The organism is Alteromonas sp. 1_MG-2023, assembly GCF_030547075.1.
Taxonomy (GTDB): Bacteria; Pseudomonadota; Gammaproteobacteria; order Enterobacterales; family Alteromonadaceae; genus Alteromonas.
On record NZ_JAUOQH010000001.1, the window covers coordinates 313365 to 329250 of the forward strand.

15 protein-coding genes are annotated in these 15886 nt (G+C 42.9%); 7 read left to right on the plus strand and 8 right to left on the minus strand.

What is annotated here, in order from left to right; genetic code table 11:
• On the minus strand, positions 1-573 hold the full coding sequence (locus Q4561_RS01315; protein ID WP_303456872.1) for a helix-turn-helix domain-containing protein: 573 nt from the start codon (positions 571-573) through the stop codon (positions 1-3).
• Between the two features lie 169 nt (positions 574-742).
• Here Q4561_RS01315 and Q4561_RS01320 point away from each other — a divergent pair, with 169 nt between their 5' ends.
• Complete coding sequence (locus Q4561_RS01320) at positions 743-1906, plus strand: benzoate/H(+) symporter BenE family transporter (protein ID WP_303456874.1); 1164 nt, start codon at positions 743-745, stop codon at positions 1904-1906.
• Between the two features lie 116 nt (positions 1907-2022).
• On the opposite strand, the gene Q4561_RS01325 is transcribed toward Q4561_RS01320, so the two are convergent.
• A complete protein-coding gene (locus Q4561_RS01325; protein WP_303456876.1) occupies positions 2023-2859 on the minus strand; it encodes an HDOD domain-containing protein in 837 nt (278 codons plus the stop codon).
• A 387-nt stretch (positions 2860-3246) separates the two neighbouring features.
• Between Q4561_RS01325 and Q4561_RS01330 the strand changes: the two genes are divergently transcribed.
• Positions 3247-4968 (plus strand): Zn-dependent hydrolase, encoded by a 1722-nt coding sequence (locus Q4561_RS01330; RefSeq protein WP_303456879.1) that lies wholly within the window; start codon positions 3247-3249, stop codon positions 4966-4968.
• A gap of 170 nt (positions 4969-5138) precedes the next feature.
• Here the strand turns inward: Q4561_RS01330 and Q4561_RS01335 are convergent, their stop codons facing one another.
• The 4 genes from Q4561_RS01335 to folB all read right to left on the minus strand — a co-directional run bounded on the left by Q4561_RS01335 (position 5139) and on the right by folB (position 7257).
• Positions 5139-5507 carry a histidine triad nucleotide-binding protein gene (locus Q4561_RS01335; protein WP_303456883.1) on the minus strand — a complete coding sequence of 123 codons (369 nt, stop codon included), beginning with the start codon at positions 5505-5507 and terminating at the stop codon, positions 5139-5141.
• A 93-nt stretch (positions 5508-5600) separates the two neighbouring features.
• On the minus strand, positions 5601-6401 hold the full coding sequence (locus tag Q4561_RS01340) for an undecaprenyl-diphosphate phosphatase (protein ID WP_303456886.1): 801 nt from the start codon (positions 6399-6401) through the stop codon (positions 5601-5603).
• A gap of 8 nt (positions 6402-6409) precedes the next feature.
• Positions 6410-6904, minus strand: coding sequence for a 2-amino-4-hydroxy-6-hydroxymethyldihydropteridine diphosphokinase (gene folK / locus Q4561_RS01345; RefSeq protein WP_303456888.1), 495 nt, complete (start codon positions 6902-6904; stop codon positions 6410-6412).
• Positions 6904-7257 carry a dihydroneopterin aldolase gene (gene folB / locus Q4561_RS01350; protein ID WP_303456891.1) on the minus strand — a complete coding sequence of 118 codons (354 nt, stop codon included), beginning with the start codon at positions 7255-7257 and terminating at the stop codon, positions 6904-6906. The genes folK and folB overlap by 1 nt, the downstream gene beginning before the upstream one ends.
• 238 nt (positions 7258-7495) lie before the next feature.
• Between folB and plsY the strand changes: the two genes are divergently transcribed.
• On the plus strand, positions 7496-8098 hold the full coding sequence (plsY, locus tag Q4561_RS01355) for a glycerol-3-phosphate 1-O-acyltransferase PlsY (RefSeq protein ID WP_303456894.1): 603 nt from the start codon (positions 7496-7498) through the stop codon (positions 8096-8098).
• Between the two features lie 47 nt (positions 8099-8145).
• Here plsY and Q4561_RS01360 read toward each other — a convergent pair whose 3' ends face one another.
• Both Q4561_RS01360 and tsaD read right to left on the minus strand, forming a co-directional pair.
• Complete coding sequence (locus Q4561_RS01360) at positions 8146-9450, minus strand: ectonucleotide pyrophosphatase/phosphodiesterase (RefSeq protein WP_303456895.1); 1305 nt, start codon at positions 9448-9450, stop codon at positions 8146-8148.
• A gap of 73 nt (positions 9451-9523) precedes the next feature.
• On the minus strand, positions 9524-10537 hold the full coding sequence (gene tsaD / locus Q4561_RS01365; protein ID WP_303456897.1) for a tRNA (adenosine(37)-N6)-threonylcarbamoyltransferase complex transferase subunit TsaD: 1014 nt from the start codon (positions 10535-10537) through the stop codon (positions 9524-9526).
• Between the two features lie 389 nt (positions 10538-10926).
• On the opposite strand from tsaD, the gene rpsU reads away from it, so the two are divergent.
• The 4 genes from rpsU (at position 10927) to rpoD (ending at position 15834) form a co-directional block, all read left to right on the plus strand.
• A complete protein-coding gene (gene rpsU, locus Q4561_RS01370; RefSeq protein WP_012517258.1) occupies positions 10927-11142 on the plus strand; it encodes a 30S ribosomal protein S21 in 216 nt (71 codons plus the stop codon).
• Between the two features lie 172 nt (positions 11143-11314).
• A complete protein-coding gene (locus Q4561_RS01375) occupies positions 11315-11761 on the plus strand; it encodes a GatB/YqeY domain-containing protein (RefSeq protein ID WP_303456898.1) in 447 nt (148 codons plus the stop codon).
• 141 nt (positions 11762-11902) lie between these two features.
• A complete protein-coding gene (dnaG, locus tag Q4561_RS01380) occupies positions 11903-13684 on the plus strand; it encodes a DNA primase (protein ID WP_303456900.1) in 1782 nt (593 codons plus the stop codon).
• A 326-nt stretch (positions 13685-14010) separates the two neighbouring features.
• The gene (gene rpoD / locus Q4561_RS01385) at positions 14011-15834 is read left to right on the plus strand and encodes an RNA polymerase sigma factor RpoD (protein WP_303456901.1); all 1824 of its coding nucleotides are present in this window, start codon (positions 14011-14013) and stop codon (positions 15832-15834) included.
• Positions 15835-15886: the final 52 nt, after the last annotated feature.

A 15886-nucleotide genomic window follows, 5' to 3' on the forward strand; every position in this document is an offset into this window, starting at 1 on the left:
CTACAATACTGGGTAATGAATAATATTGATGAAACGAGTTCTTCCGCTTTCATCTTTATAGCCATGAGCCTGATCGGCTTTTAGCAATCCTTGCTCACCTGCCGAAATAGTTTTACGTTCATCGCCCTGCCATAAAGTTAACTTGCCCTCAATACAATGAATATGCTCAGTCACACCACTTTGGTGGGCACTAGAACACTGCTCATGTTGATGGGTTAAGGTAATTTCGAATACCTCAAACCCTTTGTTTACATCAAAAGGGAATAGAGTTTTCACTTGCATGTTTGGGTCGTGAATAAAGCCATGATTCACATCGAATTCAGACTGCGTATTCGGAGCAATAAAAGAAGAAAACGACCCATTCAAGCCTGTGGCTATTTTCCACAACGTGGCGATGGTAGGGCTTGATTCTTGGCGCTCTATTTGGCCTAGCATCGCCTTTGATACACCTGTTAATGATGCCGCCTTATCTAAAGACAACCCCATTTCACTGCGCAGCTGCTTTAACCGTGTAGAGATACTTAAAGAGAAATCTCCGGGTTGCTTTTCATTGCTATCGCTTTTGCTATTCATTATTTGCTAGTTTCTATCAGAGATTTCATTACATAAAATAAAACAATACATTGCCAAAGGAAAAACCTTGTGCGCTATAGCGCACAGGTGTAGAGTTAACTCCACTCGTACGTTATAACGCACACAGTATGAAGCAGTTTGGTAATCGGTTCAATTTATTGAGGCAAAGATGAAATCAAAATGGCAGCTTAGCCACATTTCTTCGGGTTTAACGGCTGTAACCGTTGGCTATAGCAGCGCAGTAGTGATTGTAATTGATGTGGCTCGCAAGGCCGGTGCAAGCCCAGATATGGTGATAAGCTGGCTGTTGGCACTCGGCTTGGGTATGGGTATTTCTTGCATCTTCTACTCATGGCTTATGAAAATGCCCGTGGTGACAGCATGGTCTACCCCGGGTGCAGCATTCTTATTAGGCAGTATTGAACAATATAGCCTTGCTGAGTGTGTAGGCGCCTTTATTATATGTGCGGTACTATCGCTTATTACTGCACAAAGTCGCAGTTTGCTTAATCAAATTAGCCGTATTCCCGCCAGTATTTCGTCTGCTTTGTTGGCAGGTATTTTACTCCCTATCTGTATAGCGATATTCAGTGATGTTGAACAACACCCCTATATTGTCGCGGGTTTTCTTGCCATATATCTTGTAGGTAGTCGCTTCTTTCCACGTTATTTAATGCTATGTCTACTGGTCGTTTCCATTGCAACTAGCACGTGGTTAAACGGAGAACTTAACCTTGCATTTGCTTTACCTACGCCGGTTTGGGTCACCCCTGAATTTTCGGTGACGGCTGCTATCGGACTTGCCGTTCCTTTGTATTTAATAACCACCTTGTCGCAAAACTTACCTGGTATTGCGATACATCATGCTCATGGTTATCACCCCGATCATAAAAAGATCCTAAGTGGTATCGCCGTACTGCAAGGTGTTTTAGCTCCCTTTGGTGGATTTACATTTAACCTTGCCGCCATCACCGCTGCGTTGTGTATGGGCGATGAAGCCGATAACGATAAAAGCCAGCGCTACAAAGCCGCTATTGCTGCAGGTGTCGGGTATTTATTTATGGGACTGTTAGCATCGGTTGTGGTTGTTTTGTTTGTTTCAATGCCCGCCATCGTGGTGCATTTGCTAGCGGGATTGGCGCTATTAGCCACCCTTCAAGGCGCACTAGTACGAACAGTAGAAAGTGATAAATATCGGCACGCTGCACTGGTCACGTTTTTATGTACCGCATCAGGGTTTAGTTTGTTGTCTATTACTTCAGCGGTATGGGGACTCATGCTTGGCTTGTTGTTAATGTTGGTTGAAAATAACAAACAAAAAAGCCGAACGTAAGGTCGGCTTTTAGTCGTACAACATTATCTTAATGAGAAGCCTCGATGGAAAGTCGTTATAGGCTATCCCAATCCGCTATCGTTAATAGCTTTTCACATCTAGCTCTTTATAACTAGCTAAGCAAATATTTGCTTAGCTGCACTGGCTAGCTCGACAAATTCATCTGAATTCAATAACGCTACGTCATCGATAACATCTCGCTGTATAGCTAGATTCAATACCGCATCTTTTTGGCTTTCCATAGACCCCGATACCGCAGCACCCACACGAACAAAATCGATGTAAGTGACATGCTCCGGAATATAGCTTAAGTCTTTCCAGCACTTAGCCACACTAATGAAATCTTGCCCAAAACCCCACTCACGCATGATACTAGCGCCAATTCGGCCCCCTAGTTTATCAATGGCAACTTCTAAAAATGTAGGATTGGCAAATACTTCAGGATGACGCTCAGCTTCCGTAAGAATAGGTAATACACCAATATTGTGCGTTAAGGCCGTTAACGTCATGGTGTCCATGCTCATTTCCCGCTTTTTGGTACGCGCAACATACATTTGCATTACTGCCATAGAGTTGGCAACAATATTGACCGTATTTGCCCATTCTTTCTGCAAGTAGCTGCTCACCACGTCATTTTTTGAAACAAACAGTTGCTCCATGGCCAGTGCGGTAGATATATTTTTGATTTGTCGTAAACCAATACGGGTAACCGCTTGGCTAATGGAATTCACTTTAATGCTACGCCCCATGTAAGCACTGTTCGCAATTTTAATCATTCTTGCGCTTAATGAAGGGTCTTGAGCGATAACATCACCCATTGCACCTAAGTTAATATTAGGATCATCCGCTGATTTTCTTACTTTTAAAGCAATCGCGGGTAACGTAGGAAGTACGAGTGTGTCGTTAGTTATTTTTTCAACAAGAATCGTTGAGAGCGCATTTTGTGTAGACATATACCTACCCTTAGATATGTTTCAAATAGCCACTAAAAGGCAATGAATTTAAGATACCCGCGGTTACACTGTAATCCTTGTTTGCGAGTAAATGACCAATTTGCAGTTGCTCAGAGACTTTTCAATTCCACTATAAGCTACGCATTTGAAAAGCATAGATTTATCATAGCAGGAAATCACAATCTCCTTATGTTATAACCGTTATTTAGCACAATTAATACTGAACCTTTTGCTAACTTAATATTGAATATACATTATTACGCGTTATCAAGAGTGTAGTACATATACCTTTACATGAAACCTTGATACATATCAAAATGCCCTAGGTAACCTGTTACCTTATTGTATATTCACCCACTGCCACTAAATGTAGAACAGAAAACTTTTATGATAAAATTACCACGTAAACATTACTCTACCTTAGCATTGGCTATTGCCTCTAGTTTATTCTTAAGCGCTTGCGGCAAGGCACCAGAAGAGGCGGTTTCAAAAACTAAAACTGTCACACCGGCGTCTCAAAACGCTACACCAAACGCTTCCACAGGTCCTGCGCTTCTTATCGATAAGTCTCGCCTTTCTATTTATCACCCCGTTGCACTTACCAGCGACCTATCACATTTAAGTGACGAGCAAAAACAGATGATAGGCTTGTTAATTGATGCTTCCAAAATAATGGATGACCTATTTTGGAAACAAGCTTTTTCAGGTGATAAAAATGAATTTTTAAACAGTATAGATGGCGACGACGTTAAGCACTTTGCCGCTATTAACTATGGCCCTTGGGATAGACTAAACGGCGATAAACCTTTTCTGTCTGGGTTTGATGAAAAAGCGTTGGGGGCTGAATTCTATCCCCATGACATGACGAAAGCTGACTTTGCTGCAGTCTCGTTTGATGACCAACAAGGTTTATACTCGCTAGTGAAGCAAGATGACACTGGCAAACTTTACTCAGTCCCCTACTCTACGGCCTATAAAGCTGAGTTGACGGCTGCGTCGAATATACTAAAACAGGCTGCTGAACTGGCACAAGATCCTAGCTTTAAAGCTTACCTGACCTTGCGGGCTGAAGCATTGCTTACCGACGATTACTTAGCGTCTGACATGGCATGGATGGATATGAAAACCAACCCTGTTGAGTTGGTTATCGGCCCTATTGAAAGCTATGAAGATCAATTATTCGGCTACCGTGCAGCCTTTGAAGCTTATGTCTTGGTGAAGGATTTGGCATGGAGTGAAAAATTAGCAAAATACGCCGCTTTTCTTCCAGAACTACAAGAAGGGTTACCGGTACCGGCTGAATATAAAGCCGAAGTTCCAGGCTCTGATGCCGACTTAAATGCTTATGACGTGGTGTATTACGCGGGTCACTCTAACGCGGGCAGTAAAACCATTGCGATTAACTTGCCTAATGATGAGCGTGTACAACTTGAAAAAGGCACTCGTCGTTTGCAACTTAAAAACGCCATGCGTGCAAAGTTCGACAATATTCTTATTCCCATCGCGGATATGTTAATCGCTCCAGAACAACGCGCTCACATTACCTTTGATGCTTTTTTTGCCAACACCATGTTTCACGAAGTGGCCCACGGTTTAGGCATTAAAAACACCCTTGATGGTAGCGGTACTGTGCGAGGGTCGTTAAAAGAACACGCTTCTGCCCTTGAAGAAGGAAAAGCAGATATTCTTGGCCTTTACATGATTCAAAACTTATTAGAAAAAGGCGAGATTTCAGAAGGCACGCTAGAAGATTATTACGTTACCTTTATGGCCGGCATTTTCCGTTCAGTACGTTTTGGGGCTTCTAGCGCACACGGTAAAGCAAACATGATCCGCTTTAATTTCTTCGCACAAGAAGGCGCTTTCGAGCAAACTGAAAAAGGGGTTTATCGGGTTAATGTTGAAAAGATGGGCGCAGCAGTAGCAGCGTTATCTGAGCTTATTCTTACCTTACAAGGGGATGGCGACTACGACGGTGTGGCAGAATTGGTTGCGAATATGGGCGTGATTAAGCCACAGCTAGCAGCAGATTTAGCTCGTTTAGAAGCGGCAAACATTCCTGTAGATATTCACTTCAACCAAGGTAAAAAGGTACTGGGTTTAGACTAAGTTCTACCTGTTGATTTTAGAGGCTTTATTTTAGAGGCCTTATTTAAAAGGATTGGTCTTATGTGCATCCATAACGGTACCTACATAAGTATTTAAAGACTCAGCCGGCTAGTTGTATTTATTAAGCAACTAGCCGGCTATCTTTATATTCATTAAAAACAAATGATGTATTATTCTAAGCGCTTTGCAGTATCAATATAAGGCGGCCATCCCATAATCTTACCCGCCAGTACATGTAAGTGGATGTGATATACCGTTTGCCCACCAAACTCATTACAGTTCATTACCGTACGATAACCTTGCTCATCTACCCCTAGCTCACCCGCAACCTTTGCAGCCACATAAGATAAGTGCCCTACGACTTCTCTATCTTCTTTAGTGATGTCGTTAATGGTAGGAATAGCCTTCTTCGGGATCACTAAAAAGTGAACTGGCGCCTGCGGGTTAATGTCTCTAAACGCTAACGAAATCTCGTCTTCATAAAGAATATCCGCGGGTATTTCTTTATTGATAATCTTAGTAAAAATAGTCTCTAACATTGCCTACTCCCTGCGTAAATCACTAACAATAATATGATATCGGTTGCGTAGGACCCTAATTAACAAATATTGGTTAACAGATCCTGGTTTACCCTATGCGAATACGAACCAGAGCAAAATTACGCCTAATAGCAGGCGGTAAATTACAAATGGAAGCATTCCAATGCGCGATATCCAGCTTAGGAACAAATAAATACATAAATAGGCACTAACAAATGAGAATGCTGCGCCATAAAGTAAGGCAGACCAATCTACCGCTTCGTTTGCCTGTAATAAATCTAATGTGGCGAGCAACCCTGCACCCAAAATAACCGGGATAGAAAGCAAGAATGAGAATCGTGCACAGCTTTCTCGATTAAGACCCAGCATTAAACCGGCAGTCATGGTAATACCTGAACGAGATGTACCAGGAATTAACGCAAGCACTTGTGCCATACCAATTAATAACGCTTGCTTCCAATTAAGAGACGTTAATTCTTGTGTGCGTTTTGCGGTAGCATCGGCATACCATAGCGCCAAGCCAAAGATAATGGTGGTAGCGGCAATAACAAGGGCCGTTCGGGCGTTAAGTTCTATCCAGTCTTTCATCACAAAACCGATTATCACAGCAGGTATAGTGGCAATAATTACGTACCAAGCCAGTTTGCTGTCGGTGTTTTGCTCTTTGGTGAAGCCTTTAGTTACCCAAGCTACTGTCATTTGAGCGATTTCTTGGCGAAAATAAATCATTACCGCCAGCAAGCTTCCAACGTGAACAGCAACATCAAATGCTAATCCCTGACTCACCCAACCAAATAGTTCTGCAGGCAAGAGAAGGTGCCCAGAACTACTAATAGGTAAAAACTCGGTAACGCCCTGAATAATGGCCAGTATAATTATTTCGAACAGTGTCATTCCTTTGCTTAGCTCCAAGTAAAGTTGATGGGCGAGAGTGCTTGTTTTTGTTTATCAAATGCCTGCCAAAGTACCTCGTAGGTTTTACCTTCAACAGGATGAATATCATTAGGTACCAATTCAGCTAACGGCCACAATACAAAGGCGTTATACAAAATTTCTTCCCGAGGCAATACAACTGGTGCATTAGTCACTTCGTTATCGTATGTGAGTAAATCTAAATCTAGTGTACGGGAACAAAATTTCTTTTCCCCGTGTTTACGACCATTGTCTCTTTCTATCTGACGAAAGGTGTCTCGCACTTCTAGAATACTCTTAGAAGTAACCGCTTTTGCCACCAAGTTATAGAAAGCGCTGCCGTCAAATCCTACTGACTCACTTTCGTATACTGACGAATAGCTAACATCATCAAAATGCAATTTAAGGGCTTTTATACTTTCTCGAATGTAGTATTCTTTGTCGATATTAGAACCCACACTGATTAAAATAGTGTGACGCCCCACTAAGTTTGTTCCTGATACATAGCCACAGCTACTGTTTGCGCATTGGGAAGAATGTTGGGCTTCACAATTTTAAGGCGAATGGCCTGTGCAGGAAAAGTAGCAAGCACCTGGTTCATGACAGCACCGCCGAATGCTTCTAATAGGGTAAAGCTGCTCGTTTTACCCACTTCGGTGATGCAATCAGCCACTTCAGCATAGTTAATGGTGTCGTCCACATTGTCCGACTTCATCGCAGCGTCTAAGTTCGCATCTAGTTCTACATCAAGCAGCAAGGTGGTTAAACGCTCACGCTCCCAGTCATAGACACCAATTAGCGTATCCACGGCAAGTCCTGTTATATATATTTTTCCCATAAACCTTTTCATTTTGTGGTCACACTGGTCTTACTACCACGTTAACTTCTTCCCAAAAGGTGGTATATCACTTTTGAATGGAGTAGCTTTACGCTTTGCGTTACTCGCCTTTTTGGCGAGGGTGGCACAACTATACCGTTGTACTGCAAGTGGGGGCAACATGCACAGTAGCATTCGCCCTATATTATTAGTTTTGATATACGTTTAGTGTACCAAGCAGCAGGTTGAAGCAGCAATAATGATACCGTTAGCCCTTTTAATGATTTGCGTAGCCTATTTATTTGGCTCTTTATCGAGCGCGGTGGTTATTTGTAAAGCCTTTTCACTTCCCGACCCTCGCACTGCAGGCTCTAAAAACCCCGGCGCTACCAATGTTTATCGAATTGGTGGAAGAATTCCGGCGTTGCTTGTACTAGTAATGGATATTTTGAAGGGCACTATTCCGGTTTACTCAAGCTACTTTTTAGGTTTAGAACCTGTGCTTTTAGGCCTTATCGCCATCGCAGCGTGTTTGGGCCACATTTTCCCTTTGTACTTCGGCTTTAAAGGTGGCAAAGCCGTAGCAACAGCATTTGGTGCCATGCTCCCCATTGGATTAGATTTAGCAGGGCTGCTAATTTTGAGCTGGATTATCGTGGTGTTTCTTACCGGCTATTCGTCTCTCGGCGCATTGATTGCAGTAAGTTTAGCGCCATTATTTACTTGGCTAATCAAGCCACTCTATACCGTTCCGGTACTTATGCTTTCTTTACTTATCATCTTACGACACCGTGAAAATATCGCCCGATTGATGAGCCGTTCTGAAGGTAAAATTTGGGATAAGGGCAATACGAAAGAGTAAACACAATCATAGTGTGGGGGGCAGACCAACGAATGCGTTTTGTTTATTTATCGTAACCCTTGTCTTAATACGGCAATTTCACCATCAATAGGTGTGAGCAAATCCAGCCCCATAATTTCCGCCAAGGCAGGGTAAATTTCTAAGTTACTAAAAGCAGGGAGTGTTTTGCCTTCTTGAAATGAAGGGCCTGATGCAACAAATAACCCGCCCATATCTGGTAGCGTATTTAAGTATCCATGCCCACCTTTACTAGCATGAGTATCTTCCTCACTTTTAAAACGACCTGGCGCTGAAATTTCAATAACAATGTCGCCCGTACGCTTGTTGTAAGGTATATGCCTAGAATCACGTTCAGCAGTGGTTAGTACTTTAAATTGGCCTTTTGCGAGCGCGTTAAGTCGAGATTTCTCATCTTCAATTAGTTCTGCCCTCACCTCTGAATGTGCGTAAAGCCGAACCAGCGCTCCACTGTTATTAATAGTAAAATAATCGGGAATATCTAAAGATTCCACCATAACGTTATGACTGTCGTTTAATGTTGTCATACCGTGATCAGACACCACCACTAGGTTTACCCTTATCGGTAGCGCGTTCAGTCGGTCATACAGTTGACCAATTAACTCATCAACCTTGGCGACGGCTTCTTTTGTTTTTGACGACGTAGGCCCTTCATCGTGACCTACCGTATCGGTCAGCGAAAAATAGCCTGCAACAAAGAGGGGGCGTGCTGTTTCAGGTAAACCTAGCCATTGAACAATTTGATCAATCCGCTGTTGGTAGTCTGCATATTTTGAATAATGATAAAGATAGGTAGGAAGCGCGCCGGCTATTCTGGCGTCAGATTCAGGCCAGAAAAAGGTCGCTGCTTTATGTCCCTGAAATTCAGCTAAATGCCAAAGGGGTAATGCCGTAATCCAACTACTGTCGCCCTTGGCTTTACCCATCGAATATGTAGCATAGCCCCCCTGATTATCAGGCCGCGACTTTGCATAAAATCTGTTATCAATTATACCGTGGTTAATGGGCAGCAGCCCTGTCACAATAGAAATATGGTTAGGGAACGTATTGGCAGGGTAAACCGGCGTTAATGATTTCGACCGCACACCCGCTTTAGCAATACGGGCAAGGTTTTTCGCATCATGAAGTTCAATGTAATCATGCCTAAATCCATCTAAGGAGATGAGTACAACATGATTTTTTTCGTGCTGGACCGACGGATTGGTCACGGGGTCTGTAGTGGCTTCATTATTGCTTTGCGCATCAGCTTGAAAGGCCATTAACAATAAAACGATAACGGCAGATAGCGGTACGTAAAATTGGATGACTTGCCAAGATCTAATCTTGTCAAACATGATGATTATTCCTACAAACCAACTAAAATACTCTTATCTTTTAGCATGATAACCCTATCCCGTGACAGCATTATTATACGGGTGATAGTGTATCAAGTGGCCAGCGAGGTTTAGCTTGTGAAGACAGCCCTAATATTTCACCTGCTTTCAATCGTTGCATACCTGCATAGGCAATCATGGCACCGTTGTCGGTACAGTATGCCAAGTTCGGATAGAACACTTCCCCACGTAAGTCATCCATCAAGGTTTTCATCTGGGTTCGCAGCATGGTGTTTGCACTTACGCCGCCAGCAATCACTAACCGTTTCATACCGGTCTGTTTAAGCGCTCGCTTACATTTAATGATGAGGGTATCGATAACCGCTTCTTGAAATGCATAGGCAATATTTGCTTTGGTTTGCTCATTGTCATCCGCAGCACGGATGGTGTTGGCTGCAAAGGTTTTCAAACCGCTGAAGCTGAAATCTAAACCTGGGCGATCTGTCATTGGCCTTGGGAATTTGTAGTGGCCAGGCTCACCTTTTTCAGCCAGTTTGGCTAATAAAGGCCCACCAGGGTAATCAAGCCCCAGAAGCTTAGCTGTTTTATCAAAAGCTTCACCGGCTGCATCATCTATAGACTCGCCGAGTACTTCATAACTGCCTATACCTTCTACTTTTACCAACATAGAATGGCCGCCCGATACTAACAATGCAATAAAGGGAAATTCAGGCGCGTTATCTTCTAGCATAGGGGCAAGTAAATGTCCTTCCATATGATGCACACCTACCGCAGGTACACCCCACGCATACGCTAAAGAACGGCCCACTGATGAACCTACTAATAAGGCACCAACAAGGCCTGGACCTTGGGTAAAGGCTACGCCGTCTAATTCACTAGGTTGGGTGTTAGCATCACTAAGTGCTTTTTCGATAAGTGGGATAATTTTTCGAACATGATCTCGTGACGCAAGTTCAGGCACTACACCGCCGTAATCGGCGTGTAATTTAACTTGGCTGTATAATTCGTGTGACAATAACCCCGCAGTATCGTCATAAACGGCAATACCCGTTTCATCACAAGAAGTTTCTATTCCTAATATACGCATACTATTCCTAATATTTGCATTGAGCCAAACCTTACCTTTACGTCTTTAATAACAAAGTTTATTACAATAGATCAGTACCTGACCTGTTTGATCATCTGCGATCTGTGATATGATCCACTCAACCGATGCGGGATCGCGCTGAATTCTTCTTCTCACGTAGACAGATAAAAGGTATTACCTTGTCTCAGAGGGCGCAGAGTTTACCTTTATTCCGCATATCTTGGAATGGTGCTTCGTTTATTTGCGCAATATTGCCTATTTTTTGGCAATTCAGTCTTTACTTTCTGTTCGGAAATGATTAGAATTTCGCACCATTTTTAACCCGGGTGGCCTTTTTAGCGCTCAATTTCCCGGAATTATACAGCAAAAGTTTTGAGGTGAGTGTTTAAATGCCTATCGTTAAAGTTAGAGAAAACGAGCCGTTTGATGTAGCGCTGCGTCGTTTTAAGCGTTCTTGTGAGAAAGCAGGCGTATTGTCTGAAGTTCGTCGTCGTGAGTTCTTCGAAAAGCCTACTTGGGAACGCAAGCGTAAGAAAGCCGCTGCCAAAAAGCGTCATCTAAAGAAATTAGCTCGTGAAAACGCACGTCGCGTAAAACTCTACTAGTACAGGGTTTCAGTTACGAGTCTGAAAGGTGTTGCATTTGCAGCACCTTTCGCGTTTCTGGGGTACAGAAATTTATTCTCGCTTTTTTATTAGCTTTATTTTTTACTTTTTTCTTTTTACCTTCTTATAATATTTCCCCTTTCAGACGGGAACACTATTTTTTGGGAGCATCATGGCTTTAATAGACGATTTAAAATCTGCACAAAAAGATGCAATGCGCGCCAAAGACAAATTACGTCTAGGCACAATCCGTATGGCAATAGCAGCAATTAGACAACGTGAAATTGACGAGCAAATTACCCTAACTGATAGCGATATTCTTGCCGTATTAACTAAGATGGTTAAACAGCGTCAAGATGCTGCCTCTCAGTTTGATGCCGCTGACCGTGATGACCTAGCCAGTAAAGAGCGTGAAGAGATTGTGGTTTTAGAAGATTTTCTTCCACAGCCTTTAACCGATGAAGAACTTGCAGCGTTAATTGATGAAACTATGGCAAATACTGGTGCTCAAGGCATGCAAGACATGGGTAAAGTAATGGGCAGCCTTAAACCGCAAGTTCAAGGTCGTACCGATATGGGCGCGCTTAGTGCGAAAATTAAAGCCCGTTTAAATGCCTAAATAACGCTAAAGAGATAGCGGTAGAAATAGATGTAGGTAGGTTTGTGCTAATACAAACCTGCCATTCTCATTTTTTCCCTTCCCTGTTAAAGTACTTTTTTGTGTTAATCTAGTTACCGTTATAAGCATTAGTGTCCCCTCATGGCCGGAAAAATACCTCGCGATTTTATTGATGATCTTCTCTCACGCACCGATGTTGTCGACATTGTTGATAGTAGGGTGAAGTTAAAAAAAGCGGGCAAAAATTATCAAGCTTGCTGCCCTTTTCATAATGAGAAAAGCCCTTCTTTTACCGTAAGCCAAGAAAAGCAGTTCTATCATTGCTTTGGTTGTGGTGCGCACGGCAACGCTATTTCCTTTTTAATGGAATTCGACCGTCTTGAATTTGTTGAGGCCATTGAAGAACTCGCCAAACTCTACGGATTAGAAGTGCCGAGAGAGAAAGGCCACTTGCCTGTTGTTAGCGAAGAGAAAAAGCAGCAACAGCAAGACGACTACTCGCTAATGGAACAAGTTGTTCGCTTTTTTCAACACCAACTAAAACAAAATGAAAATAGCGGAAAAGCCATAGATTATTTGAAAAGCCGTGGACTTAGCGGCGATATCGTTAAGCAATGGGAAATTGGCTATGCGCCAGACAGTTGGGACGCCCTGCTAAAAACCTTTGGCAAAGACCAAGCCCGTGTAAAGCAGCTTATCGACTTAAAACTGGTTAATCAAAACGACCAAGGCAGACGTTACGACTTCTTTCGCGACCGAATCATGTTCCCTATCAGGGACAAACGAGGCCGCGTTGTCGGTTTTGGTGGCCGAGTATTAGAAGACGGCGGCCCTAAATACTTAAACTCCCCTGAAACCCGTATCTTCCATAAAGGCAGTGAGCTATTTGGTTTTTACCAAGCTCGTCAACAAAACCGTCAACTCGACACTGTTATGATTGTTGAAGGTTATATGGATGTAGTAGCATTAAGTCAGTTTGGTATTAACCAAGCAACGGCTGCACTTGGGACCGCTACCACCGCTGAACATATGCAAATGTTAGTGCGAGCAACGCCGCATATTGTTTGTTGCTATGATGGCGACCGCGCAGGACGAGAAGCTGCATGGCGCGCGTTAGAAAACGCCCTGCCCGCCTTAAAAGACGGTGTCAGACTGTCTTTCTTATTCTTACCTGACGGCGAAGACCCAGATACTATGGTAAGAAAGATTGGCAAAGATGCCTTTATGGACATGCTCGAGAATGCCATGCCTTTATCTCGCTTTTTCTTCGAAAACCAATTAAAGACGCATAAAATTGGAACGGCAGAAGGTAAAATAGCGCTTCGTAAAGCCGCCATGCCATTAATTGAAAGTGTTCAGGGTGACGACCAAAAGCAAATGTTATTAGAAGAACTTGCCAAGCATACTGGTGAATACGACAGATTTAAATTGCAGCAAGACATATCAAAAGCAAACCACAAAAACAGTAAGCCAGGGTATTCGGCAAATAGAAATCAAGTGGGAAAAGCCCGCTTATCACCGCTTCGTATGCTAATTCGCTTGTTGTTAGACTCTCCCTCATTAGCAACGCGCTGCGACGACGTACAGCCCGCGGTATTTGAGGGAAGCGATGCTGCTGGTATGGATCTTTTATTAGATATTCATCGTTATTGTGCACAGTCACCTAACGCTACAACAGCACAGCTAGTTGAAAACTTCCGTAACCATCCCCATTCTTCTACTATCGCGAAGTTATTGTTACAAGAACATCTGGTCAAAGACGAGGATGCTGAACGTGTTTATAGCGACAGTTTTGCTCGACTACTGGATTGGCATTTCGATAGCCGAATTGAAACTTTAATTTCTCGCTCTCGAGTTCAGACACTTACACAAGTGGAAAAAGAGGAACTGAACTTGTTAATGAAGGAACGCCAGAAAAGCTGACCATAAAGTCGAGCCTAAAAACTGGCTAAAAAATCAGCCACCAATCTGGTAAAACCATTAGTTATTCTGCTATACTGGCTAATTCGCTGCACGCAAGCTTATAAGCATAAATGTGAACAAATTTGCAGCAATGTCAGTAGCAATTAAAAAGCCGAACCAAAACGGGCAGAACCAAACCCGGGCAGGTGTGCACCGTTTAATATAACGTGACACCGAGCGAAAGCGGCATTGATACAACAGTAGTACTACAGAGAAATAACGTACATGCCTTTAAAGGCATGGGTATTTCTATTGCAAACTAATTGAATGTGAGAAGTGTAGGTTATATGGCGCAAAGCAAGCAGTCTCAGATTAAACTCCTGATTGCAAAAGGTAAAGAGCAAGGTTACTTAACCTTTGCAGAAGTTAACGACCACCTGCCGCAAGATATTGTCGATTCTGATCAAATTGAAGATATTATCCGCATGATCAACGACATGGGAATTCAAGTTTCTGAATCTGCACCAGATTCAGACGAACTTCTCATGCAAGAAGCATCCGCCGATGAAGACGCAGCTGAAGCTGCAGCTCAGGCGCTTGCTACAGTAGAAAGTGAAATTGGGCGTACCACCGACCCTGTGCGCATGTATATGCGTGAAATGGGTACGGTAGAACTTCTAACACGTGAAGGCGAAATTGAAATCGCTAAACGTATAGAAGACGGTATCAATCAGGTTCAGTGCTCTGTTGCTGAATATCCTGAAGCCATCACTTATCTACTTGATCAGTGGGACCTGTACGAAGCGGAAGAAATTCGCATTAGCGATATCATCTCGGGCTTTGTCGATCCTAATGAAGAACAAAATTTAGCCCCAACGGCTACTCACATCGGCTCGGAACTTTCAGAAGAAGAACTGGAAGATGAAGATGACGATGACGACGAAGAAGAAGATGAAGGTGGTGTAGACCCAGAATTAGCACGCGCTAAGTTTGGTGCCTTACGTGATCAATACATTGTTGCCCGTGACGTTATTGAGAAGAAAGGTCGTTCTCATGCCGCTGCTCGTGAGCAAATTAATGCATTGAGTGAAGTCTTCAAAGAATTCCGTTTAGTGCCTAAGCAATTTGATCGTATGGTTAAAAACATGCGTTCAATGATGGACAAAGTGCGTATTCAAGAACGTCTTGTCATGAAGTTCTGTGTTGTTAACGCTAAAATGCCTAAGAAAGATTTTATTAAGGCATTTGCAGGAAATGAAACATCATCTGCATGGTTAACAAAAGCGATTAAAGCCAACACCGCTTATTCAGATGCATTAGCAGTAAATAAAGAAGAAATTGAGCGCTGTATTAGCAAGATGAACCATGTTGAACAAGAAACTGGTTTGGTTATTGCTGATATCAAAGACATTAACCGTCGTATGTCAATTGGCGAAGCGAAAGCCCGCCGTGCGAAAAAAGAGATGGTTGAAGCTAACTTACGTTTGGTTATTTCAATTGCTAAGAAATACACTAACCGTGGTTTGCAATTTCTTGACCTTATTCAGGAAGGTAACATCGGCCTGATGAAGGCGGTAGATAAGTTTGAATATCGCCGTGGTTATAAGTTCTCAACTTATGCTACGTGGTGGATTCGTCAGGCAATTACTCGTTCTATTGCTGACCAAGCGCGTACTATCCGTATTCCTGTGCACATGATAGAAACGATTAACAAACTTAATCGTATTTCGCGTCAAATGTTGCAAGAAATGGGTCGTGAGCCAACACCTGAAGAATTGTCTGAACGCATGCTTATGCCAGAAGACAAAATTCGTAAAGTGTTGAAAATTGCTAAAGAGCCTATCTCAATGGAAACGCCAATTGGCGATGATGAAGATTCGCATTTAGGTGATTTTATCGAGGATAGTACGATTATTCAGCCTCTCGATTCTGCGACCGGCGGTAGCCTTAAAGACGCAACACAAGAAGTGTTAGCAGGGCTAACTGCACGTGAAGCGAAAGTACTTCGCATGCGCTTTGGTATCGACATGAATACTGACCATACACTTGAAGAAGTCGGCAAGCAATTTGACGTTACACGTGAACGTATTCGTCAGATTGAAGCGAAGGCATTGCGTAAGCTACGTCATCCTAGCCGCTCTGAGCAGCTACGAAGCTTTTTAGACGAGTAGAGTACTGGTAACAAAAAAGTATTAAAATAATTAAAATCCCCTGCTTCGTCAG

Coding starts and splice junctions, on each gene's coding strand:
- Q4561_RS01315 (WP_303456872.1), bottom strand. CDS start 573: ATGAATAGCAAAAGCGATAGCAATGAAAAGCAACCCGGAGATTTCTCT.
- Q4561_RS01320 (WP_303456874.1), top strand. CDS start 743: ATGAAATCAAAATGGCAGCTTAGCCACATTTCTTCGGGTTTAACGGCT.
- Q4561_RS01325 (WP_303456876.1), bottom strand. CDS start 2,859: ATGTCTACACAAAATGCGCTCTCAACGATTCTTGTTGAAAAAATAACT.
- Q4561_RS01330 (WP_303456879.1), top strand. CDS start 3,247: ATGATAAAATTACCACGTAAACATTACTCTACCTTAGCATTGGCTATT.
- Q4561_RS01335 (WP_303456883.1), bottom strand. CDS start 5,507: ATGTTAGAGACTATTTTTACTAAGATTATCAATAAAGAAATACCCGCG.
- Q4561_RS01340 (WP_303456886.1), bottom strand. CDS start 6,401: ATGACACTGTTCGAAATAATTATACTGGCCATTATTCAGGGCGTTACC.
- folB (WP_303456891.1), bottom strand. CDS start 7,257: ATGGGAAAAATATATATAACAGGACTTGCCGTGGATACGCTAATTGGT.
- plsY (WP_303456894.1), top strand. CDS start 7,496: ATGATACCGTTAGCCCTTTTAATGATTTGCGTAGCCTATTTATTTGGC.
- Q4561_RS01360 (WP_303456895.1), bottom strand. CDS start 9,450: ATGTTTGACAAGATTAGATCTTGGCAAGTCATCCAATTTTACGTACCG.
- tsaD (WP_303456897.1), bottom strand. CDS start 10,537: ATGCGTATATTAGGAATAGAAACTTCTTGTGATGAAACGGGTATTGCC.
- rpsU (WP_012517258.1), top strand. CDS start 10,927: ATGCCTATCGTTAAAGTTAGAGAAAACGAGCCGTTTGATGTAGCGCTG.
- Q4561_RS01375 (WP_303456898.1), top strand. CDS start 11,315: ATGGCTTTAATAGACGATTTAAAATCTGCACAAAAAGATGCAATGCGC.
- dnaG (WP_303456900.1), top strand. CDS start 11,903: ATGGCCGGAAAAATACCTCGCGATTTTATTGATGATCTTCTCTCACGC.
- rpoD (WP_303456901.1), top strand. CDS start 14,011: ATGGCGCAAAGCAAGCAGTCTCAGATTAAACTCCTGATTGCAAAAGGT.